This is a genomic window from Blastococcus sp. TF02A-35, assembly GCF_004571075.1.
Taxonomy (GTDB): Bacteria; Actinomycetota; Actinomycetes; order Mycobacteriales; family Geodermatophilaceae; genus Blastococcus.
Genome location: NZ_SPQP01000011.1, coordinates 63435 through 84556 on the forward strand (window position 1 = coordinate 63435; position 21122 = coordinate 84556).

Genomic DNA, 21122 nt, shown 5'->3' on the forward strand with positions numbered 1-21122 from the left:
GGCGGAGCGCGGCGCGCCGGGAACCGGCGGACCGTGGTGCGGGGTGGTGCGGTCAGGGAGGAGCGGCGGCGGTCAGAGACCGGCCGCGGCGGCGCGCGCCTCGCGCCGGCGCCGCAGGAGGCTGTCGATGCCCACGGCGATGAGGATGACGGCGCCGGTGGCGAACGAGCTCCAGTTCACCGGGATGTTGAAGTAGACGAGCCCGCTGGTGACGACGCTGAGCAGGACCGCGCCCAGCATGGCGCCGACGACCGTGGCGCTGCCGCCGCGCAGCTGGGTCCCGCCGATGACCGCGGCGGCGATGGCGAGCAGCTCGAAGCCGCTGCCGATGTTGGGGTCGCCGGACCCGAAGAAGGCCAGGCCGAGCATCCCGGCGAGACCGGCCAGGCCGCCCATGAGCATGAGCGCCTGGATGCGCACGCGGGCGACCGAGATGCCGGAGAACGCGGCTGCGTCCGGGTTGGAGCCGATCGAGCGGATCCGGTAGCCGAACGGGGTGGTGCGCAGGACGAAGGTCAGGACGATCGCGACCACCACGAGCACGAGCACGCTCACCGGGATGCCGAGGACCCGGCCACCGAAGATGTCGAAGAACGCGTGGTCCAGCGGCAGCCCGACGACCTGCTGGCCGTTGCTCAGGGCCAGCGAGAGGCCGCGGAACATCGACAGGGTGGCCAGCGTCGCCACGATGGCCGGGATCCGGAACACCTGCACGATCAGCGCGTTCGCCAGGCCGAGGAGGGCGCCCAGGACGACGCCGGCGACCACGGCGACCCAGGGGTTCCAGCCGTCCCGCATGAGGATCGCCGAGCAGATGAGCGTGAGCCCGAAGATCGCCCCGACGGACAGGTCGATCTCGCGCATCGCCAGCAGGAAGGCGACACCGGCGGCGAGGATCGCCACGTAGACCGACTGCTGCAGGACGTCGCGCAGCTGCCGCGGGTCCAGGAAGTCGGGGTGGATGGCCCCGATGACCAGGATCAGCGCGACGGTGGCGACGAGGACGCTCGCCGACTCCATGCCGAAGGCGCGCTTGACGACGCCCAGGGGGCCGCCGCCGTTCGTGGTCGCGCCCGCGGCGGGTTCGACGTCCGGTCGCGGCGCGTCGGTGGTGCTGCTCGTCACCTGGGTGCTCCTGAGTCATCGCGCGGTCGAGCCCTCGAGCCGCGTGCGGGGTGTCCGATCGCCGCACGGACGCGGCGGCTGGTCAGCCCCGTCGCGTGAAGCGGGGGAACCGTATGAGGGGGGTCACAGGGCGGACAAGCAGGTGTTCGGCTCTTCGGGACGCCAAATCACTGGCCCGAACACTGGTCAGGAGGATGCGCGGTGACCCAGCCGTCGGGAGATCTCGGCGGTGGTCCGCCGGAGCGGTGGTTCGAGCCGTCCGGCGAGCGCGTCGGCCGAGGACGACGCCACGCTCAGGTGGACCGCGATGTTCACCGCGGCCACCACCGCGCCGGTCCGGTCGCGCACGGGGGCGGCGAAGGAGCGCAGGCCGGGCGCGAGCTCCTCGTTGTTCACCGCGATGCCCGTGGACCGCACCTTGGCCAGCGCCGCCATCAGCTGCTCGCGGTTGGTCACGGTGTTCGGCCCGCGCCGGGCCATGTCGGTCCGGTCCAGGATCTCCCGCAGGGTCGCGGGGTCCTTGTACGCGAGCATCGCCTTGCCCAGGGCGGTGCAGTAGGCGGGCAGCCGCGAGCCGATGTGGACGTTGAGGTCCATGGCCATGGGCGTCCGGCGGCGGCCGCTGCGCCGGCGGTCGATGTAGACGATCTCCGGGCCGTCGCAGAGGGCCATGCTCGCGGTGTAGCCGGTCTCGTCGGCCAGCGCCTGCAGCGAGGGGGCCGCGACGCGGGTCAGCTCCATCGAGTCGATCGCGGCGAAGCCCAGGTCCACCACGCGGGGGCCGAGGTAGTACTTCTTCGTGTCCGGGTCCTGGTGGACGTAGTCGAGCTTGACCAGCGTCGCGACGTAGCGGTGGGTGGTGCTCTTGGTGAGCCCGACCGCGCGCGCGATGTCCGCGATGCCGAGCACGGGCCGGTTCCCGCTGAAGGCCGACAGGATGCTCAGCCCGCGTTCCAGGGAGACCGAGAAGTCGGCTTTGGCGCTCGTCGCGGGCGTCGGCGTGCTCATGTGGTCAGAATAGGACCTGAGCGTTCCGCTGGTTCGAACACCGCGTTGACCCCGCCCCGGGGCACCGTGAGGGTTCACTGCAGTTCTGCGCGGACTCGCTCGACTAGCTTCGGGCCCGCGGTCGTCGCGGGTGGATCGAGCGAGGAGACAGGTTCGATGGGTGGCACGGAGCCGGTCGACGCAGTGTGGCAGAAGGGCGACGTCCGCCACTTCATCGGCGGCGCGTGGCTCGAGGCCGAGTCGGGACGCTGGTACCCGAACCACTCGCCGTGGTCGGGCGAGGTCCTCGGCGACGTCGCGGCCGGCGACGGCGAGGACACCCGCCGGGCGATCGACGCGGCCCAGGCCGCCTTCCCGGGCTGGGCGGCCATGACGCCGTCCCAGCGCCAGGAGGTCTTCCTGCGGGCCGCCGGGATCGTCGAGCGGCGGCGCGAGGAGATCCTGCTCGCCCTGGCGCTCGAGACCGGCTGCGGCGTGCACTTCGGGCGGGTCCAGGTGGACTTCGCGGCGGCGCTGCTCCGCCAGGCGGCCGCGCAGGGCTACCAGCCGCACGGCCAGCTGATCCCCTCCGACGTGCCCGGGACGCGGGCGATGGCCGTCCGCAGGCCCGTCGGCGTGGTCGCCGCCATCGCGCCCTGGAACTCCTCGCTCGTCCTCGCGGGCCGGGCGAGCGTCGGCCCGCTGTCCCTGGGCAACACCGTCGTCCTGAAGCCCTCGGAGGAGTCGCCGTACACCGGCGGGGCGCTCTGGGCCGAGATCCTCCAGGAGGCCGGCCTCCCGGACGGCGCCTTCAACGTCGTCACGCACGCGCCCGGGGAGGCCGGCGACATCGCGGACGCGATGCTCGCCCACCGGCACGTCCGGCGGCTCAACTTCACCGGCTCCACCCCCACCGGGCGCCGGCTCGCGGAGAAGGCCGGCTCGCACCTCAAGCGGACCGTCCTGCAGCTCGGCGGCCAGAACCCGCTGGTCGTGCTGGCCGACGCCGACGTCGACTACGCCGTGGAGGCCGCCGCCTACGGGGCCTTCGTCCACCAGGGCCAGGTCTGCATGTGCGCGCGGCGGATCTACGTCGAGCGCCCCCTGTACGACCGGTTCACGAAGGCCTTCGCCGCCAAGGTGGCCGCGCTGCCCACGGGCGACCCGCGGGACCCCGCGACCGTGGTCGGCCCGGTCATCAACGAGTGGGCGCTGGCGCTGCTGCAGCGCCGGGTCGACGAGGCCGTCGCGATGGGCGCGCGGGTGCTGGCCGGCGGCACCCCGGCACCGCCCTGCTACCCGGCCACGGTGCTCGTCGACGTGCCCGACGAGGCCGAGCTCGCCCAGGGCGAGACGTTCGGTCCCGTCGTGCTGGTGGAGGCCGTGGACTCCGCGGAGGAGGCCGTCGCGCGGGCCAACGACGCCGACCTGGGCCTCGCCGCCTCCATCATCACCGGCGACACCTACCGCGGCATCGACCTGGCGCAGCGCCTGGACGCCGGCATCGTGCACGTGAACGACCAGCCGGTGAACGACGAGCCGCACATGCCCTTCGGCGGGGTCAAGGACAGCGGCTGGGGCCGCTTCGGCCTCGGGTTCGCCGCCGAGGAGTTCACCGACCTGCAGTGGGTCACCTCCCGCGACCAGGACCGCTCGTTCCCCTTCTGACCGCCGCTACGACGGCCGGGGCGCCGGCCCCCGCAGCGCCTCGTAGGCGGCACCGAGCCGCAGGACCGCGCCGTCGGCCCCGGCCGGCCCGACCAGCTGCAGCCCCACCGGCAGGCCGTCGGCGAGCCCGCACGGCACGGTCAGGGCCGGGACGCCGGCCGCGTTGAACGCCGAGGTGAAGCCGGTGAGCATCTCCTCGATGTGCAGGTCCTCCCCCGCGACGACGACCCGCCCGGCGCCGATCGGCGGAGCGGTCGCCGGCGTCGTGGGGGTGGCGAGCACGTCGACCCGGCCGAGCGCCGCGGTGAGCGCCGCGACGCCCTCCCGGATGACCCGCTCGGCCTCCTCGCGCTCGTCGTCGGTGGGGGCCGGGCGGGCCAGGTTCTCGGCCAGGTCGGCCCCGTAGTCCGCGCTGCGCGAGGGGAACGTCGCGCGGTGCACCTCCTGCGCCTCGGCGCGCACCCGCAGGAAGATCGCCGCGACCAGCGGCCGCAGGTCGCCCAGGTCCACCTCCCGCACGGTCGCCCCGGCCTCGGCGAGCAGGTCGAGCGAGGCGCGGACCGCGGCGGCGACGCCCGGGTCGACGAGGTCGAGGAAGTACTCGGTCGGCACGCCCACGGTGGTGCCGCGCAGGTCCCGGGGCACGTCGGCGACGGCCGCGCCGCCGACCGAGGTGCCTGCCATCGCGTCGAGGAGCAGCGCGGCGTCCACGACGGTGCGGGTGATCGGCCCGACGTGGTCGAGGCTGGGCGCGAGGGGCAGCACGCCGTCGAACGGGACCGTGCCGCGGGTCGGCTTCAGGCCGACGCAGCCGCACAGCGACGACGGGATGCGCACGCTGCCGCAGGTGTCGGTGCCCACCGCCCCGGGGGCGGTCCCGCTGACCACCGCGGCGGCCGAGCCGCCCGAGGACCCGCCGGGGATGCGGTCGCGGTCCCAGGGGTTGCGCGTCGGCCCGTAGTGCGGGTTGTTGCTCGTCCCGCCGTAGGCGTACTCGTGCGTGCTGGTCTTGCCCAGCAGGACGGTGCCCGCCTCGCGCAGCCGGGCGGCGACCGGGGCGTCGAGCGCCGGCACGTTGTCGGCGAGGATCCGCGAGCCGCCCGTGGTGCGGATGCCCGAGGTCTCGACCAGGTCCTTCAGCGCCACCGGCACGCCGTGCAGCGGCCCGCGCCGCTCCCCGCCGCGCAGCTCGCGCTCGGCCCGGACGGCGTCCTCGCGGGCCCGGTCGGCGGTGACGGTGAGGTAGGCGTTCACGTCGCCGTCGCGCTCGTCGATCGCCGCGAGGTAGGCCTCGGTGAGCTCCACCGGCGACAGCCGGCCGGCCGCGAGCTACTCCCCCGCCTCGGCCATCGTCCAGTCCAGCGGGTCGGTGGGCAGGCGGCCGGGCGACGGCGCGCGGGACACGGGCATCGGTACTCCTCGTCGGACGTGCGGGTGGGTCGGGCCGGGCGGCGCCGCCGGACCGCCGACGTCGCGGCGGTCAGGCGCCGGAGGGGTGCCCGGCGCGGTACTGCGTCGGCGTGCAGCCGTAGGCGTCCCGGAAGAGCCGGGCGAAGTGCGCCTGCGAGACGAAGCCCCAGCGGCTGGCGACGTCGACGATGCGCTCGGCCCGGCCCGCGGGGTGGGCCAGGTCGCGACGGGCCTGCTCGAGCCGCCGTCCCTGGATGAACTGCGTGACGGTGGTGCCCTCGGCGCTGAAGGACCGGTTCAGGTGCCGGGCGGTGACGCCGACGGCCCGTCCCACGGCGTCCGCGGACAGGCCCGGGTCGCCGAGGTGCTCGTCGATGAAGACCTTCGCGCTGCGCACCCGTGCGGCGTCCGCGGCCGGCCCGTGGCCGGTGGTGAGGGCGCCGACGAGGTCGAGCACCTGGTCGGCCACCGACTCCCCCACCGTCCCGGCGTCGACCATGGCGCCGAGCAGCAGCTCCCGCAGCGCCCGGGCCCGCCGGGCGGCCGGCCCCTGCCCCGCCCCCGAGACCGCGTGCGGGACGTCGACGGCCACGTCCACCTCGCGCTCGGCGAAGAGGCCGTGCGGCACGTCGACCAGCAGCTGCCGCATCGACCCGCCGAACCCGAAGAGGTACGGCCGGTCGGTGCGGTAGACGACGACGTCCCCGGCGGACAGGGCCAGGCAGCCGCCCGAGTGGTAGAAGAAGCCCGACCCCTCGAGCAGCAGGCTCACGAACGTGGCGTCCTTGGGGCGCTCCTGGACCAGGCCCGGCGGCCGCTCGATGACGTGGGCGTTGCCCGCGATGTCGGCGACGCGCAGGGCGCCCAGCCCGACGTTCACCTGCCGGGCGAGCAGTCCCTCGGCCTCGTAGCTCCGGCAGGTCAGCCCCACCAGTGCCTCGGCGTTGTACCGCTCCCAGAACGCGAGCCGCTCCTCCTGCTCGACGCCGGCCGTGGACACCGACGACAGCACGGTGGCAGCGGGCACGGGACCTCCGGGAGAGCGCGCCGGGCCGGGCGGCCTGCTGGGCGCACCGGGACCGGTCCGTTGTGAACCGGCACACAGTACCCAGCAGGCCGGCCCGGGTGGCCGGCTCCCCGGTCAGCGGATGAGCGTCTCCACGAAGTCGGCGCCGATGCCGACCTCGTCGTAGTGCTTGCGGCACAGCTCCAGGTAGTCGTGGACGTCGAAGTGACCGTCGCTGTTCCCGTCCTCGTCCAGCCAGATGAGCGGGCCCTTGACGACGAAGAAGGCGCGCATGGGCTCCTCCGACTCGTACGCCACCAGCGTGTGGCCCTCGCCGGGGGTCTCGTAGACGAACGAGCCCTGGGTGGCCGTCCACGGCTGCTCGAGGTAGCCCCACTTGCCGCTGATCGTGTAGGCGAAGACCTCGTGCGGGTGGTAGTGGCGGTTCACCAGGCCGGCCGTCTTCGCCCAGAGGATGTCCGCCCAGCGGTTGTCCCGCGGGGAGATCCACAGCGGGCGCGAGCCGACGGTCGGGCTCAGCGGGACGTAGTAGCGCTCGTCCTCGACCGGCGCGAACTGGTGGAAGACCTCCGGCTGCGCGTCGGGCTTCATCGAGTTCACGATCGGCTTCAGGTCGCGCCAGAACTCGTTACCGGGCGTCTCGGGCATGGGGTCCTCCTCGGCTGGTGGAGCGGGTGCGAGGAGAAGTGAAGACGACGCCGGGCGGGTGCGTCTTCCACCTGCCGGACATGCTCCTTGCCTGATCCGGACATGCCTGATCCGGACATGCCTGATCCGGACATGCCTGATCCGGACATGCCTGATCCGGACATGCCGCAGAACGCACCGACGCCCGGCTCCGGCGAGCGGAGGCGGGCGTCGGCGGGGTGCTCGGCCCGGTCAGCAGCCGGGCAGCTTGGCGGCCAGGTAGGACTCGACCTGGCCCAGGCCGACGCGCTCTTGGCTCATCGAGTCGCGCTCCCGGACGGTCACGGCGTCGTCCTCGAGGGTGTCGAAGTCGACGGTGAGGCAGAACGGCGTCCCGACCTCGTCCTGCCGGCGGTACCGGCGGCCGATGGCGCCGGCGTCGTCGAAGTCCACGTTCCAGTTCCGCCGCAGCGTGGCGGCCAGGTCACGGGCCTTCGGCGAGAGGTCGGCGTTGCGCGACAGCGGCAGGACGGCGGCCTTCACCGGCGCCAGCCGCGGGTCGAGCTTGAGCACGGTGCGGACGTCGACCCCGCCCTTGGCGTTGGGTGCCTCGTCCTCGGTGTAGGCCTCGATGAGGAAGGCCATCAGCGAGCGGGTCAGGCCGGCGGCCGGCTCGATCACGTACGGCGTCCAGCGGGTGTTGGTCGCCTGGTCGAAGTACGAGAGGTCGGTGCCGGAGTGCTCCGAGTGCGTCGACAGGTCGAAGTCGGTGCGGTTGGCGATGCCCTCGAGCTCGCCCCACTCCGACCCCTGGAAGCCGAAGCGGTACTCGATGTCGACGGTGCGCTTCGAGTAGTGCGACAGCTTCTCCTTCGCGTGCTCGTAGTGCCGCAGGTTGTCCGGGGAGATGCCGAGGTCGGTGTACCAGCGGGTGCGCTCGTCGATCCAGTACTGGTGCCACTCCTCGTCGCTGCCCGGCTCGACGAAGAACTCCATCTCCATCTGCTCGAACTCGCGGGTGCGGAAGATGAAGTTGCCCGGGGTGATCTCGTTGCGGAAGGACTTGCCGATCTGGCCGATGCCGAACGGCGGCTTCTTGCGCGCGGCGCCCATGACGTTGGCGAAGTTCACGAAGATGCCCTGCGCGGTCTCCGGGCGCAGGTAGTGCAGCCCCGACTCGTCCTCGATCGGGCCGAGGTAGGTCTTGAGCATCATGTTGAAGTCGCGCGGCTCGGTCCACGCGCCCTTCGTGCCGCAGTTCGGGCAGGAGATGTCGGCCAGGCCGTTCTCCGGGGCCCGGCCCTTCTTCTCCTCGTAGCCCTCCTCGAGGTGGTCGGCCCGGAAGCGCTTGTGGCAGCTCTGGCACTCGGTCAGCGGGTCGGTGAAGACGCCGACGTGACCGGAGGCGACCCAGGTCTGGCGCGGGAGGATGACCGAGGAGTCGATGCCGACGATGTCGTCCCGGCTCTGGACGACGGTCCGCCACCACTGCTTCTTGATGTTCTCCTTGAGCTCGACGCCCAGCGGGCCGTAGTCCCAGGCGGAGCGGGTACCGCCGTAGATCTCACCGGCCGGGAAGACGAACCCCCGGCGCTTGCAGAGGTTGACGACCTTGTCGAGGCGGGCGGCGTCGTGCTTGGCGGTGCTCACGCGGAGGGGCTCCATCCGGCTGGCGGTCGGCGGGTGACCCCTCAACGTTAGTCGCCCGCCGGGAACGCCCTCCCCTCCGGTGCCGGGCCTCAAGCGCCGTCGAGGAGGAGCAGCCAGGCGATCCCCGCGCCCACGATGACCAGGATCGGCAGCAGGGTCAGCAGCACCCACGGCCAGCGCCGGGCGGTCCGGCCGACCTGCACCTGCTCCACCGGACGGTGGCGCATCTCCGGCGAGGTGAACGACAGCGTGCGCTCCCGTCGGGCCGAGGCCGGTGGCGCCGCGAGCTCGTCGGTGCGCTGGGAGGCGAGCAGCCGGGCCTCGATGCGGGCGACGGCCTCCTCCTTGGAGACCTCGGGCACCGGCGGCGCCGCCGGCACCTGGGCCGCCGCCGGGGGCGCGGGAGCCGGGGCGGGCACCGCCGTCGTCGGCTGGTCTGCCGTGGCCCGGAGTCCCGCCCACTCCTTCGGCAGCGCCGGTGGCGGGCGGTCGGGCAGCGGGGGGAGCGTGATGTCCCGCGTGCGGTCGTCCGGGAGGGGCGGGTCGTGCTGCGACGGGTCGGTCATGAGGGCTTCCTCCCTGGTGAGCGGCGTACTCCCGGCAGGGGTGCCCGCTGGCACCGGACCTACGCGTCGGTTCCCCGGTCGGCCGGGGGCAGGTAGACGCCGGGCTCGTCGAGGGCGTGCACCCAGACCGGGCCACCGGCGACCTTCACCTCGTACGCCGAGAGCGCCCGCCGGTAGGCACCGACGCCGTCCCAGCGGGTGACCAGCGCCCACAGCCCCGGGTCGTCGGCCGCCGCGCCGACCTCGCCGTCGACGAAGCCCGGCCGGGCAGCGAGGGCGTCCAGCAGCGCCCTGACCTGCCCGGCGAGCGCCTCCGCCTCGTCAGCCGCCACCCGCAGCCGTGTCACCGCGAACACCCGTGCCCCTCTCGCCGGTCGTGCGCAGACCGTGCCATGCCCACCTGGCACCATGGCGGCGTGGCCCGAACCACTCGACAGCGGACCGCCGTCCAGGCCGTCTTCGCGCACCTCGACGGCTTCCACAGCGCGCAGGAGGTGCACGCCCGGCTGCGTGCCTCCGGCGACTCGGTCGGGCTCTCCACGGTCTACCGCGCGGTGCAGTCCCTGGCCGACGACGGCGAGCTGGACTCGATCCGCACCGACACCGGGGAGGCGCTCTACCGGCGCTGCAGCCCCCGGCACCACCACCACCTGGTGTGCCGCGACTGCGGTCGCACCGTCGAGGTGGAGGGTCCGGCGGTCGAGAGGTGGGCGGGCCAGGTGGCCGACGAGCACGGCTTCGCCGACGTCAGCCACACCCTGGAGATCTTCGGCACCTGCGCGGAGTGCCGCGCCGCCGTCGACGGGGACTAGGCGACCCGGTCAGGCGGAGCCGAACCGCCGCTGCCGGGAGGCGAACTCCTCGCACGCGGCCCAGAGGTGCCGGCGGTCGAAGTCGGGCCAGAGCGTGTCGAGGAAGACGAACTCGGCGTAGGCCGACTGCCACAGCAGGAAGTTGCTGGTGCGGTTCTCCCCCGAGCTGCGCACGAACAGGTCGACGTCCTCCATGTCCGGCTCGTCGAGGAACCGGGCGACGGTGGACTCGTCGACCCTGGCCGGGTCGAGCCGGCCGGCCGCGACCTCGCGGGCGATGGCGGCGGCGGCGTCGGCGATCTCGGCCCGCCCGCCGTAGTTGACGCACATGGTGAGGGTCAGGACGTCGTTGTCCTTGGTGAGCTCCTCGGCGACCTCGAGCTCCTTGATGACGCTGCGCCACAGCCGCGGACGACGCCCCGCCCAGCGCACCCGGACCCCCAGCTCGTGCATCTCGTCGCGGCGCCGGCGGATCACGTCGCGGTTGAAGCCCATGAGGAAGCGCACCTCGTCGGGGCTGCGCCGCCAGTTCTCGGTGGAGAAGGCGTAGGCGCTGATCGCCTTCACGCCCAGCTCGATCGCGCCCTCGACGCAGTCGAAGAGCGAGGACTCCCCCGCCTCGTGCCCCGCGGTGCGCGGCAGCCCCCGCTGCTTGGCCCACCGGCCGTTGCCGTCCATGACCAGCGCGATGTGCCGCGGGACCTTGTCCTTGGGCAGCTCCGGCGGGCGCGCGCCGGACGGGTGCGGGTTGGGGGCCTTGACCTCACGCTTCACGGACGCATGCTCCCCGAGACGACGTGCAGGCCGGTGTCGGTGTCCTCGGTGGCCGGCCTGCGGCGGACCTCGGTGGCCGGGTCGGAGCGGTCCACCAGCGGCAGCGACCGCAGGCCGCGCTCCAGGTGCCACTGCAGCAGCGCGGCGACCAGGCCGCTGCCCTCGCGCCGGTTGATGCCCTGGCTCGCCTCGGCCCGGGCCCAGTCGCCGGTGAGCAGCGAGTCCAGCAGCTCCAGGGTGACCGGGCTGGGCATCGCCGAGCCGGTGGGACGGCAGGCCGGGCAGACGGTGCCACCGGCGGGCACCGAGAAGTGCCGGTGCGGGCCGGCCTCGCCGCAGCGGGCGCACTCCGACAGCGCCGGCTCCCAGCCGGCCACCGACATCGCCCGCAGCAGGAAGGCGTCGAGCACCAGCCCGGCGGGGTGGGTCTTCTCCCCCAGCGCCCGCAGCGCCCCGACGACGAGCAGGAACAGCCGCAGCGACGGCTCCTTCTCCTCGGCGGTGAGCCGGTCGGCGGTCTCCAGGACGGCGGTGCCGGCGGTGTAGGCCGGGTAGTCGGCGACGATCTCCTGGCCGTAGGACCGGATCGACTCCGCCTGGCTGACGATGTCGAGGTTGCGGCCGGTGTAGAGCTGCAGGTCCACGTGGGTGAACGGCTCCAGCCGCGCCCCGAACTTGCTCTTGGTGCGGCGCACGCCCTTGGCCACGGCGCGCACCTTGCCGGTGCGCCGGGTCAGCACGGTGACGATCCGGTCGGCCTCACCCAGCTTCTGGGTGCGCAAAACGATGCCTTCGTCCCGGTAGAGGGCCTTGGGGGTGTGCGCGCTCATCAGTAGCCCAGCCGGTTGAGCTTCTTCGGGTCGTCCTGCCACTCGCCCAGGACGGTCACGTGCAGCTCCAGGTGCACCCGGGCGCCGAGCAGCGTCTCCATGCCCACCCGGGCCTCGCTGCCGATCGCCTTGATGATCGACCCGCCCTTGCCCAGCAGCATCGGCTTCTGGCTCTGCCGCTCGCAGTGCAGCAGGGCGTGCACCTCGACCAGCTCGCGGCCCTGGAGCTTCGGGTCGGGCCGGCGGTTCATCTCCTCGATGGTCACCGCGAGGGAGTGCGGGACCTCCTGGAAGACCTTCTCCAGCGCCGCCTCGCGCACCAGCTCGGCGAGCTGGCGCTCGACGTCCTCGTCGGTGGTCTGCTCCTCCGGGTACAGCGGCGGTCCCTCGGGGAGCAGCCCGACCAGCAGGTCCTCCAGCAGCTCGACCTGGTCGCCCCTCACCGCGCTGACCGGCACCAGCTCGGCGGCCTCGACCAGCTGGCTGGCCGCGACGAGCTGCTCGGCGACCTGCTTCTTCGAGGCGGCGTCGGTCTTGGTGACGACGACGACCACCGGCGCCTTCACCTCGCGCAGCTGGCGGGCGATGAACCGGTCCCCGTTGCCGACGGGCTGGTCGGCCGGGATGCAGAAGACGACCACGTCGACGTCGGAGAGCGTGTCGCGGACGACGTCGTTGAGCCGCTTGCCCAGCAGCGACTTGGGCTTGTGCAGCCCCGGGGTGTCGACCAGCACGATCTGCCCACCCGGCCGGTGGACGACACCGCGGATGGCGTGCCGCGTGGTCTGCGGGCGGTTGCTGACGATGCCGACCTTCTCGCCGACCAGCGCGTTGGTCAGCGTGGTCTTCCCGGCGTTGGGGCGGCCCACCAGGGCGACGAAGCCGCTGCGGTGCGGCGTCTGGTCAGGGCTGCTCACGGCTCCAGTCTCCCACCCGTGGACGACGGGAACGGAACAGCCGCGGGTGACCTGGGACGATTCCGGCGTGGCACAGCGAGCGCGGGACGGCAGACGGCCCTCGGAGCAGGCGGCCGCCGCCGCCCGGCGCCAGCACGTGGAGCAGGTGCGCGGGCACCGCTTCGTGGCCGGCTGGGGGCCCAAGCGGACGGCGACCGTCGTGCCCGCGCCCCTGCGCTACTGGCAGACCGGGCGCCCGGGCCGGCCGCGCTGGCCGTCTCGCTGGCCGTCGTCGCCGTCTGGGTGGGGCTCTTCGCCTGGCGCGGCGGCTGGTACGCCGTCCGCGACGAGCTGCCCGTGGCGCTGCTCGCGGGGCTGCTGCTCTACGCGGTCAACGTCGGCCGGGTGACCGTCACCGACACCGGGGTCTCGTTCCACACGGCCGGCACCCGCCTCGACCCCGACGCCGTGGTCCCCTCGGCGCTGGTCCGGGAGGTGCGGGTCGGCCCCGCCCCGGAGGGCTGGCCCGCGCCTCGGCGGCGCGGCGGCTGGTGGCCCGGGCGCACGCGCGTCGCCGTCCGGCACACCGCCGGCGACGGCGAGGAGGCGTTCACCCTCTGGGCGCGCGACCCGGAGGCGTTCGCCGAGGCGCTCGGGGCCCCGCTGACCCGCTAGGCGCTGGCGCGGACGACGCCGTCGGGTCCGGCGAGGTGCACCGGTGCGTCGGCGGTGAGGTCGCGCACGGCGGCCAGCCCGTGCGGCTCGACGGCCTCGGCGGCGGAGACGACGACGGCGGCCTCCAGCCCCTCGACACCGCTGGACACCGCGGCGGCGACGGCGGCCTGCAGCGCGGTGAGCGTCAGCGAGGGCAGGGCGACCGACGCCGCGACGTAGGTCCGGCCGTCGGTGTCGCGCACCGCGGCGCCCTCGGTCGCGCCGGTGCGGGCGCGCGCCGAGCGGGCCAGGGTCACGAGCTTGGCGTCCTCGGGGTGCAGGTCGTCGGCCACGCCGTCAGCCTTCCACGCCGGCCGGCAGCTCCGCCCGGGTGGCCCCGGAGGGCTGCTCCTCGCCGGCGTCCTCGCCGTCCTCGGACGGCTCCGGCACGCGGCACACGAGCATCGTGTCGATCCGGTTGCGCCGCCCGCCGGTGCTCTCGGCGACCAGCCGCAGCCCCCCGACCTCCGCCGCGGCGCCCTCGATGGGCACCCGGCCGAGCTCCCGGGCGAGCAGCCCGCCGACGGTCTCGACGTCGTCGTCCTCGGTGAGCTCGACCCCGGGGAAGAGCTCGGCCAGGTCCTGCACGGGCAGGCGCGCGGTGACCCGCACCGACCCGTCCTCCAGCTGCTCGATCTCCGGGCGCTGGAAGGTGTCGTGCTCGTCGGCGATCTCGCCCACGATCTCCTCGAGGATGTCCTCGATGGTGACCAGGCCGGCGAAGCCGCCGTACTCGTCGACGACGATCGCGATGTGGATCCGCTGCGCCTGCATGTCGCGCAGCAGCTCGTCGACCGGCTTGGACTCCGGCACGAACGTCGGCGTCCGCATCAGCTCGTCGACCCGCGGGCCGCGCTGGTCGGCCGAGTTCTGCGACCGGCGGACCAGGTCCTTGAGGTAGACGACGCCGACGACGTCGTCGACGTTCTCGCCGATCACCGGGATGCGGCTGAACCCGCTGCGCAGCGCGAGGGCCAGCGCCTGGCGCACGGTCTTGGTGCGCTCGATGTAGACGACGTCGGTGCGCGGCACCATGACCTCGCGGGCGATGGTGTCGCCCAGCTCGAACACCGAGTGGATCATGTTGCGCTCGCCGGACTCGACGACGCCGCGCTCCTCGGCCATGTCGACCAGCTCGCGCAGCTCGACCTCGGAGGAGAACGGGCCGTCGCGGAAGCCGCGGCCCGGGGTGATCGCGTTGCCGAGGAGGATCAGCAGGGTGGCCACCGGCCCGAGCACGCGGCCGAGCAGCCGGACCACCCCGGCGGAGGCCAGCGCCGTGCCGTAGGCGTGCTGGCGGCCGAGGGTCCGCGGGCCGACCCCGACGAGGACGTAGCTGACCAGCGTCATCACGCCGGCCGAGGCGAGCACGGCCTCCCAGGTGCTGTCCCAGATGTCGAAGAACAGCAGCGTGACGAGGACGGCCGCCACCATCTCGCAGGCGATCCGCAGGAGGAGCAGGAGCGAGACGTGACGGGCGCGCTCGCCGACGACCTCCTCGAGGGCCGCGGCGCGCTTGACGCCCTCACGGCGCATCTCCTCGACGCGGGCCTTGGACACGCGCTGGAGCGCGGCGTCCATGGCCCCGAAGACACCGGCGAGCGGGACGAGACAGCAGGCGACCACGAGCATGGTGATCGCACCGGAGGTCATCGGGAACCGGTCTCCTGCCCGCGGGCGGCGGCGCCCGGCTGGCGCGGGGCGGCCTCACCGGTGACCGGCTCGCGCGGAGCGGCGCGCCAGGCCTCGATCAGCGTGGACTGGAGACCGAACATCTCCTTCTCCTCGTCGGGCTCCATGTGGTCGTAGCCGAGCAGGTGCAGCACCCCGTGGGTGGCCAGCAGGACCAGCTCGTCGTCCATCGAGTGGCCGGCGGCCCGGGCCTGCCGGACGGCGACGGCCGGGCACAGCACGATGTCGCCGAGCAGCGCGGGGCCGGGCTCGGGGTCGTCGGGACGGCCCGTGTCGAACTCGTCCATGGGGAAGGCCAGCACGTCGGTGGGGCCCTTCTCGCCCATCCACCGCTCGTGCAGGCTGCTCATGTACTCGACGTCGACGCAGAGCACCGACAGCTCGGCCATCGGGTTGATCTTCATCTCGCCGAGCACGAACCGGCAGACCCCGGCCAGCTCGGCCTCGTCCACGGCGATCTCGGACTCGTTGGACACCTCGACGGGCACCGCGGTCAGCTCCCCTGCCGGCGCGGTCGGGACGTCCGGACCGGCGCGCCAGCAGCCGGGCGGGAGGGTGCGGGCTGCCGGGTGGCGTCGAACCGCTCGTAGGCGTCGACGATGTCGCCGACCAGCCGGTGGCGGACGACGTCGGTGCTGGTCAGGTTGGCGAAGTGCACGTCCTCGATGCCGTCGAGGATCTCGCGGACGATCTTCAGCCCGCTCTGCGCGCCGCCGGGCAGGTCGACCTGGGTGACGTCGCCGGTGACGACGATCTTCGACCCGAAGCCGAGCCGGGTGAGGAACATCTTCATCTGCTCGGCGGTCGTGTTCTGCGCCTCGTCGAGGATCACGAACGCGTCGTTGAGCGTGCGGCCGCGCATGTAGGCCAGCGGGGCGACCTCGATCGTGCCCGACTGCATCAGCCGCGGGATGGACTCGGGGTCGACCATGTCGTGCAGCGCGTCGTACAGCGGCCGCAGGTAGGGGTCGATCTTCTCGCTGAGAGTGCCGGGCAGGTAGCCCAGGCGCTCACCGGCCTCGACCGCCGGGCGGGTCAGGATGATCCGGTTGACCTGCTTGGTCGTCAGCGCCTGCACCGCCTTGGCCATGGCGAGGTAGGTCTTGCCGGTACCGGCCGGGCCGATGCCGAAGACGATCGTGTTCTCGTCGATCGCGTCCACGTAGCGCTTCTGGTTCAGCGTCTTGGGCCGGATGGTGCGGCCGCGGCGGCTGATGATGTCCAGGCTCAGCACGTCGGCCGGGCGCTCGGAGCCGCCCGCCCGGAGCATGGCGATGACCCGGCGCACGGAGTCGGGGCGCAGCTGCTGCCCGGTGCCGATCAGCGCGATCAGCTCGTCGAAGACGCGGACGGCGAAGGCGTTGTCCGCGGGCTGGCCGGTCACGGCGATCTCGTTGCCGCGCACGTGCACGTCGGCCTCGATCTCGGCCTCGACCAGGCGGAGGAGCTCGTCGGCGGATCCCAGCAGCGCCACCATGGGCACGCTGTCGGGAACGGTGATGGAGGTACGGACGACCGCGGGCGACTGGGCCGCGACGTCGTCGGCGGCAGCGGCCTGCGCCGATGCCTCACGCGACGTGGGGGCACCTGGCACGGGGACGTTCGGGGAGGTGTCGGGCAAGAACCCTCGACCCTGCCTTCCTGCTACGGCGATGGCGGACCGCTCGACTCTACCCGCGTACGGGCCGGTGAAGCGCCCGTCGCCCGATGGGGTCAGCGGCCGGTGTAGGTGGCCTTGCCCGGGCCCTCGGTGAGGAAGGAGGCGACGGCGCCGCGGAGGTCGTCGGTGGCGAACAGCGGGCCGGAGATCCCCGGCACCAGCGCGTCCGCGGCCCGGGCACCGTCGCGCACGGCGACGCTCGCCAGCCGCTTGGTGGCCGCGTGCGCCACGGTAGGGCCGGCCGCGACCCGGTGGGCGTAGGCGCGGGCGGCCTCGGCGAACCCCTCGTCGGGCAGCACCCGGTTCATCACGTTCCACCGCTCGAGGACGGCGGCCGGGTAGCGCTCGCCGGTGTAGATCAGCTCCTTGGCCCGCGCCGGCCCGGCCCGCTCGGCCAGCCGCTGCGGCCCGCCCATCGACGGCGTGAGGCCGACGACGATCTCGACCAGCCCGAAGGAGGCCCGCTCCGCGGCGAGCAGGATGTCGCAGGACAGCGCCAGCTCGAAGGCCGCGGTCAGGCAGAGCCCGTGCGCGGCGAAGACCGTCGGCACCGGCAGGTCCTCGAAGGTGTTGGCCACCCGCAGCAGCCGCGCCCACAGCTCGCCGCCGACGCGGGCCGGGTCCGGGCCCTCGGCGACGTCGCGGAAGTACGTGACGTCGACGCCGCCGGAGACCACCTTGCCGCGGGCCTCGACCAGCACCGCCCGGGCACGGCCAGGGTCGGCCGGGTCGGTCAGCGCGACCAGCTCCTGCGCCACCCGCTCCATCGCGTCGAACACCGTGGCGTCGAACAGGTTCAGCGGCGGGTTGTCCAGGACGACGACGGCGACGTCGCCGTCCCGTTCGATGCGCAGCGGCTCGCTCATGCGCCCACCCTCTCAGGCGCGGTGCGCGCCGGTCACCCGGGCGGCCAGCCGAGCCCGCGGCCGCCGAGCACGTGCAGGTGCACGTGGTGCACGGTCTGCCCCGCGTCCGGGCCGGTGTTGGCCACCAGCCGGTAGCCCGGCTCCGCTCCGTCGCCGCTGACCAGGCCCTCCTGGCGCGCGACGGCGTGCGCCGCGGCCACGACCTCGCCCAGCAGCGCGGGGTCGGCCTCGGCCAGCGCACCGACGGTGGCGTGGTGGGCCTGCGGGATCACCAGCACGTGCGTCGGCGCCTGCGGGTTGATGTCCCGGAAGGCGAGGACCCGGTCGGTGCGGTGGACGACGTCGGCGGGGATCTCGCCGGCGACCATGCGGCAGAACAGGCAGTCGGTCACGTCCGGCACCTTAGGGCGGCGGCCCCCGCCGCCGCAGGTGCAGGATGGGGCGCCCCTTCCCCGCTCTCCCCCGGAGGCCGAACCATGCCCGAACCCCTGCCCCCCGCGAGGACGTAGTGAGCGCTGCTGCCGCTGCCCGGTCGGGTGGCCCCGCCCAGAGACTCCCGCTCCTCTCCCGCCGCACCCTGCTGGCCGGCACCGGCGCCGCCCTGGCCGCTGCCCTCGCCGGCTGCGGCAGCTCCTCCGCGCAGGACCCGGCCGCGCCCCTGCGCATCGGTGCCATCCCCGACCAGGACCCCGAGGTCCTCCAGCGGCTCCACGGCACACTCGCGGGCTCCCTCGCCACCGCCCTGGACCTCGAGGTCGAGTACCGGCCGGTCACCGACTACGCCGCCGCCGTCTCGCTGTTCCGCACCGGCGACCTCGACCTCGTCTGGTTCGGGGGGCTGACCGGCGTCCAGGCCCGCCTGCAGACCCGCGGCGCCGTGCCGGTCGCCCAGCGCGACATCGACGCGGACTTCCACTCCGTCTTCGTCGTCAACGCCGCCACCGGGCTCGCCCCCTCCGACGACCTGCGCCCGCTCGCCGGCCTGCGCTTCACCTACGGCAGCGAGACCTCGACCTCCGGACGGCTCATGCCCGCCTGGTTCCTGCGCGAGGCCGGCGTCGACCCGCAGGGCTTCCCGGGCGGCCCCGGGTTCTCCGGCTCGCACGACGCGACCATCGCGCTGGTCGCCTCCGGCAGCTACCAGGCCGGCGTGCTGAACGAGCAGGTGTGGGAGAGCCGGCTGGCCGAGGGCGGGCCGACCGCCTCCGACGTCGTCGAGTACGCCCGCACCCCGGCCTACCACGACTACCACTGGCTGCTCGGCCCCCGAGCCGTCGAGCGGCTGGGCGAGGACCTGCCGGAGCGGCTGACCGGGTACTTCACCGGGCTGAGCGCCGAGGACGACGGCGAGGTGCTGGAGCTCTTCGGCGCCGGGTCCTTCATCCCGACGGAGGCGGCGAACTACGCCGAGATCGAGCAGATCGGCCGCGACCTCGGGCTGGTCCGCTGACCGCGGTCGCGCGGCTCACCAGCGTCGAGGTCCGCTACGGCGGCAGCACCGCCCTCGCCAGGGTGGACCTCGAGGTGTCCGCGGGGTCGCGGGTCGCCGTGGTCGGCGCCTCCGGCGCGGGCAAGTCGACCCTGCTCGGTGTCCTGGACGGCACGGTGACGCCGACGGCCGGCGGCGTCACCGTCCACGGCACCGACCCCGCGGCGCTCCGCGGCCGGGAGCTGCGCCGGCTCCGGGCCCGCACCGGCACGGTGCGCCAGCACCTGGACCTGCCCGGGGCGCTGCGGGTGGTGCACAACGTCAACGCCGGCCGGCTCGGCTCGTGGTCGGCCGCCCGGGCGGCGTGGTCGCTCGTGCGCCCGCAGGGGACGGCGGAGGTAAGCGCTGCCCTGGCGCGGGTGGGGCTGGCCGACCGGCTGCACGAGCGCACCGACCGGCTCTCCGGCGGGCAGCGCCAGCGGGTCGCCGTCGCCCGGCTGCTGGTGCAGCGGCCCGAGCTCGTCCTCGCCGACGAGCCGGCGTCGGCGCTGGACCCCGCGCTGGCCGACACCGTGCTCGAGCTGCTCGGCGACCTGGCCGTGAGGCAGGGCGGCGCGCTCGTCGCCGCCCTGCACGACCCGGCGCTGGCCCTGCGGCACTGCGACCGGGTCGTCGGCCTGGAGAGCGGCCGGGTCGTCCTCGACGCCCCGGCCGCCTCGCTGACCGTGGCCGCGCTGGAGGGCTTCTACGGGGTGCACCGGTGACGACCGTGCTCGACCGGCCGGCACCGGTGGCCCCGCGGCCTGCCCGGGACCGGCGCCGGTGGGGCTGGGCGCTGGGGGCCGTGGCCCTCGTCGGGTGGGCGCTGGTCGACAGCGGGCTGCTCTCCGGGGCGGTGGTCAACCCGGGCGGCGCCGCCCAGCTCGGCCGGTTCGCCTCCGCGGCCCTCCGGCCGGAGCTGGCGCCGGAGTTCCTGGCGGTCGTCGCGCAGTCCACCCTGGTGACCGTCGCCTACGCCGTGCTCGGCGCGGGCCTGGCCGTGCTCCTGGGCGCCCTGGGAGCCGTCGCCGTCGCCCGCACCGCGTGGGGCCGGCGCCGGGCCGGCTGGCTGGTCGCCCGCGGGCTGCTCGCCCTGCCGCGCGGGCTGCACGAGGCGGTGTGGGGCCTCCTGCTGCTCAACGTCCTCGGGCTGGACCCATGGGTCGGCGTGCTCGCGATCGCGATCCCCTACGGCGCCGTCACCGCCACCGTCTTCGCCGGGATCCTCGACGAGGTGCCGCGCGGTGGCCACGACGCGCTGCTCGCCGCCGGCGCCGGCCGGGTCACCGCCGTGCTCTACGGGCTCCTCCCCCTGGCCTCCGGCGGGCTGCTCTCCTACGCCTTCTACCGGCTGGAGTGCGCGGTGCGCTCCGCCGTCGTGCTGGGCCTGGTCGGCGCCGGGGGCCTGGGCTTCCAGCTGTCGCTGTCGTTCACGTCGCTGCGCTGGGAGCAGGTGTGGACGACGGTCTACGCGCTCGCCGCCCTGTGCCTGGCCGCCGACCTCGCCGGCCGCGCCGTGCGCCGTCGCGTCGCCGACCCCCGCCCGAGGACGAGGCGCGACCCGCTGCTGACCGGCGCCGTGCTCGCCGTCGTGGCCCTCACCGCCTGGGCGGCGTGGTTCCTCGCCCTCTCCCCCGCCGCGCTCGTCTCCTCGCGCGCCCGCGAGCAGCTGGCCTACGTGCTGTCCGCCGCCTGGCCACCGGCCACCGGGGGCGCCTTCCTCGCCGACGTCCTGGGCGCCGCCGTGGACACCCTGCTGATGTCGGTGCTCGCGGTCGCGTTCGCCACCGCGGGCGCCGTCGCGCTGGCCGGGCTCGCCGCCCGGCCCCGGTCCGCGTCCCTCCCCCGCCGCGCTGCCGGCGCGCTCGTGCGGACGGCGCTGCTCCTCCTGCGGGCCGTGCCGCCACCGGTGTGGGCGCTGGTCCTGCTCTTCGTGCTGCTGCCCGGGGTGCTGCCCGGTGCGCTCGCCCTGGGCGTCTACACGCTGGGCGTGCTCGGCCGGCTCGTGGGCGAGGCGGTCGAGGAGGCCGACCGGCGTCCCCGGGAGGCGCTGCGGGCCGCGGGCGCCTCTCCCGTGGGCGCGTGGCTGTACGGCACGGTACCGGGCCTGGCCGGGCCGGTCCTGGCGCTGGCGTTCTACCGCTGGGAGGTCGCGATCCGCGACACGGTGCTCGTCGGGCTGCTGGGCGCCGGCGGCATCGGGGTGCTGCTGTCGGCGGCGACGTCGTCGTTCGACTGGCCGGCGGTGACCACCGTGCTGGCGGCGACCGTGGTGCTCAGCCTGTGCGTGGACCTGGCCGGGGAGCGGGCCCGCGCCGCGCTGCGCTGAACTCCGGCACGAACCCGGCCG

Annotated in this window: 23 protein-coding genes; 6 read left to right on the plus strand and 17 right to left on the minus strand. The window is 74.4% G+C overall.

What is annotated here, in order from left to right; all coding sequences use genetic code 11:
• Positions 1–72: 72 nt before the first annotated feature.
• Both E4P43_RS07710 and E4P43_RS07715 read right to left on the minus strand, forming a co-directional pair.
• The gene (locus tag E4P43_RS07710) at positions 73–1125 is read right to left on the minus strand and encodes an ABC transporter permease (RefSeq protein ID WP_209313776.1); all 1053 of its coding nucleotides are present in this window, start codon (positions 1123–1125) and stop codon (positions 73–75) included.
• A gap of 186 nt (positions 1126–1311) precedes the next feature.
• The gene (locus E4P43_RS07715; RefSeq protein ID WP_135144874.1) at positions 1312–2133 is read right to left on the minus strand and encodes an IclR family transcriptional regulator; all 822 of its coding nucleotides are present in this window, start codon (positions 2131–2133) and stop codon (positions 1312–1314) included.
• A gap of 156 nt (positions 2134–2289) precedes the next feature.
• Between E4P43_RS07715 and E4P43_RS07720 the strand changes: the two genes are divergently transcribed.
• Entirely contained in the window at positions 2290–3780 is a 1491-nt protein-coding gene (locus E4P43_RS07720; protein WP_135144876.1) for an aldehyde dehydrogenase family protein, read from the plus strand.
• 6 nt (positions 3781–3786) lie between these two features.
• Here the strand turns inward: E4P43_RS07720 and E4P43_RS07725 are convergent, their stop codons facing one another.
• From E4P43_RS07725 to E4P43_RS07755, 6 genes are all read right to left on the minus strand, one after another.
• The gene (locus tag E4P43_RS07725; protein WP_167759111.1) at positions 3787–5085 is read right to left on the minus strand and encodes an amidase; all 1299 of its coding nucleotides are present in this window, start codon (positions 5083–5085) and stop codon (positions 3787–3789) included.
• Between the two features lie 175 nt (positions 5086–5260).
• Positions 5261–6217 (minus strand): AraC family transcriptional regulator, encoded by a 957-nt coding sequence (locus tag E4P43_RS07730; RefSeq protein ID WP_135144880.1) that lies wholly within the window; start codon positions 6215–6217, stop codon positions 5261–5263.
• Positions 6218–6331: 114 nt separating this feature from the next.
• Positions 6332–6865 (minus strand): 2,4'-dihydroxyacetophenone dioxygenase family protein, encoded by a 534-nt coding sequence (locus tag E4P43_RS07735; protein ID WP_135144882.1) that lies wholly within the window; start codon positions 6863–6865, stop codon positions 6332–6334.
• A gap of 231 nt (positions 6866–7096) precedes the next feature.
• Positions 7097–8509, minus strand: a complete 1413-nt coding sequence (locus E4P43_RS07745) for a glycine--tRNA ligase (protein WP_135144885.1) — start codon at positions 8507–8509, stop codon at positions 7097–7099.
• A 74-nt stretch (positions 8510–8583) separates the two neighbouring features.
• Positions 8584–9060 (minus strand): hypothetical protein, encoded by a 477-nt coding sequence (locus E4P43_RS07750; RefSeq protein WP_135144887.1) that lies wholly within the window; start codon positions 9058–9060, stop codon positions 8584–8586.
• Positions 9061–9119: 59 nt separating this feature from the next.
• A complete protein-coding gene (locus tag E4P43_RS07755; RefSeq protein WP_209313777.1) occupies positions 9120–9416 on the minus strand; it encodes an antibiotic biosynthesis monooxygenase in 297 nt (98 codons plus the stop codon).
• Between the two features lie 60 nt (positions 9417–9476).
• Here E4P43_RS07755 and E4P43_RS07760 point away from each other — a divergent pair, with 60 nt between their 5' ends.
• On the plus strand, positions 9477–9872 hold the full coding sequence (locus E4P43_RS07760) for a transcriptional repressor (RefSeq protein WP_280790944.1): 396 nt from the start codon (positions 9477–9479) through the stop codon (positions 9870–9872).
• A 9-nt stretch (positions 9873–9881) separates the two neighbouring features.
• Here E4P43_RS07760 and E4P43_RS07765 read toward each other — a convergent pair whose 3' ends face one another.
• The 3 genes from E4P43_RS07765 to era are packed head-to-tail and all read right to left on the minus strand — an operon-like array spanning position 9882 to position 12393.
• On the minus strand, positions 9882–10646 hold the full coding sequence (locus E4P43_RS07765) for an isoprenyl transferase (RefSeq protein WP_135144890.1): 765 nt from the start codon (positions 10644–10646) through the stop codon (positions 9882–9884).
• A complete protein-coding gene (recO, locus tag E4P43_RS07770) occupies positions 10643–11476 on the minus strand; it encodes a DNA repair protein RecO (protein ID WP_245158994.1) in 834 nt (277 codons plus the stop codon). The genes E4P43_RS07765 and recO overlap by 4 nt, the downstream gene beginning before the upstream one ends.
• Positions 11476–12393, minus strand: coding sequence for a GTPase Era (gene era, locus E4P43_RS07775; protein WP_135144891.1), 918 nt, complete (start codon positions 12391–12393; stop codon positions 11476–11478). The genes recO and era overlap by 1 nt, the downstream gene beginning before the upstream one ends.
• Positions 12394–12675: 282 nt before the next feature.
• On the opposite strand from era, the gene E4P43_RS07780 reads away from it, so the two are divergent.
• Positions 12676–13047: a hypothetical protein gene (locus tag E4P43_RS07780; protein ID WP_135144892.1), complete on the plus strand. Its 372-nt coding sequence runs from the start codon at positions 12676–12678 to the stop codon at positions 13045–13047.
• Here the strand turns inward: E4P43_RS07780 and E4P43_RS07785 are convergent.
• From E4P43_RS07785 to E4P43_RS07810, 6 genes are all read right to left on the minus strand, one after another.
• A complete protein-coding gene (locus E4P43_RS07785) occupies positions 13044–13379 on the minus strand; it encodes a cytidine deaminase (RefSeq protein ID WP_135144893.1) in 336 nt (111 codons plus the stop codon). The two genes, E4P43_RS07780 and E4P43_RS07785, sit on opposite strands and share 4 nt — an antisense overlap.
• Positions 13380–13383: 4 nt before the next feature.
• Complete coding sequence (locus E4P43_RS07790) at positions 13384–14739, minus strand: hemolysin family protein (RefSeq protein ID WP_135144894.1); 1356 nt, start codon at positions 14737–14739, stop codon at positions 13384–13386.
• Positions 14736–15266 carry an rRNA maturation RNase YbeY gene (ybeY, locus tag E4P43_RS07795; RefSeq protein WP_135144895.1) on the minus strand — a complete coding sequence of 177 codons (531 nt, stop codon included), beginning with the start codon at positions 15264–15266 and terminating at the stop codon, positions 14736–14738. The genes E4P43_RS07790 and ybeY overlap by 4 nt, the downstream gene beginning before the upstream one ends.
• A gap of 5 nt (positions 15267–15271) precedes the next feature.
• Positions 15272–16372 (minus strand): PhoH family protein, encoded by a 1101-nt coding sequence (locus tag E4P43_RS07800; protein WP_135144896.1) that lies wholly within the window; start codon positions 16370–16372, stop codon positions 15272–15274.
• A gap of 119 nt (positions 16373–16491) precedes the next feature.
• Positions 16492–17304 (minus strand): enoyl-CoA hydratase/isomerase family protein, encoded by an 813-nt coding sequence (locus E4P43_RS07805; protein ID WP_135144897.1) that lies wholly within the window; start codon positions 17302–17304, stop codon positions 16492–16494.
• A gap of 32 nt (positions 17305–17336) precedes the next feature.
• Positions 17337–17696: a histidine triad nucleotide-binding protein gene (locus tag E4P43_RS07810; protein WP_245158995.1), complete on the minus strand. Its 360-nt coding sequence runs from the start codon at positions 17694–17696 to the stop codon at positions 17337–17339.
• 116 nt (positions 17697–17812) lie between these two features.
• Here E4P43_RS07810 and E4P43_RS07815 point away from each other — a divergent pair, with 116 nt between their 5' ends.
• The 3 genes from E4P43_RS07815 (at position 17813) to E4P43_RS07825 (ending at position 21101) form a co-directional block, all read left to right on the plus strand.
• Complete coding sequence (locus E4P43_RS07815) at positions 17813–18754, plus strand: putative selenate ABC transporter substrate-binding protein (RefSeq protein WP_245158996.1); 942 nt, start codon at positions 17813–17815, stop codon at positions 18752–18754.
• A gap of 62 nt (positions 18755–18816) precedes the next feature.
• Complete coding sequence (locus tag E4P43_RS07820; protein ID WP_245158997.1) at positions 18817–19497, plus strand: ATP-binding cassette domain-containing protein; 681 nt, start codon at positions 18817–18819, stop codon at positions 19495–19497.
• On the plus strand, positions 19494–21101 hold the full coding sequence (locus E4P43_RS07825) for an ABC transporter permease subunit (RefSeq protein ID WP_135144899.1): 1608 nt from the start codon (positions 19494–19496) through the stop codon (positions 21099–21101). The genes E4P43_RS07820 and E4P43_RS07825 overlap by 4 nt, the downstream gene beginning before the upstream one ends.
• The last annotated feature ends 21 nt before the right edge of the window (positions 21102–21122 follow it).

Bases quoted from the DNA above. Each gene is read 5' to 3' on its own strand.
- E4P43_RS07715 (WP_135144874.1), bottom strand. From the start codon at position 2,133: ATGAGCACGCCGACGCCCGCGACGAGCGCCAAAGCCGACTTCTCGGTC.
- E4P43_RS07720 (WP_135144876.1), top strand. From the start codon at position 2,290: ATGGGTGGCACGGAGCCGGTCGACGCAGTGTGGCAGAAGGGCGACGTC.
- E4P43_RS07735 (WP_135144882.1), bottom strand. From the start codon at position 6,865: ATGCCCGAGACGCCCGGTAACGAGTTCTGGCGCGACCTGAAGCCGATC.
- E4P43_RS07745 (WP_135144885.1), bottom strand. From the start codon at position 8,509: ATGGAGCCCCTCCGCGTGAGCACCGCCAAGCACGACGCCGCCCGCCTC.
- E4P43_RS07750 (WP_135144887.1), bottom strand. From the start codon at position 9,060: ATGACCGACCCGTCGCAGCACGACCCGCCCCTCCCGGACGACCGCACG.
- recO (WP_245158994.1), bottom strand. From the start codon at position 11,476: ATGAGCGCGCACACCCCCAAGGCCCTCTACCGGGACGAAGGCATCGTT.
- E4P43_RS07790 (WP_135144894.1), bottom strand. From the start codon at position 14,739: ATGACCTCCGGTGCGATCACCATGCTCGTGGTCGCCTGCTGTCTCGTC.
- E4P43_RS07805 (WP_135144897.1), bottom strand. From the start codon at position 17,304: ATGAGCGAGCCGCTGCGCATCGAACGGGACGGCGACGTCGCCGTCGTC.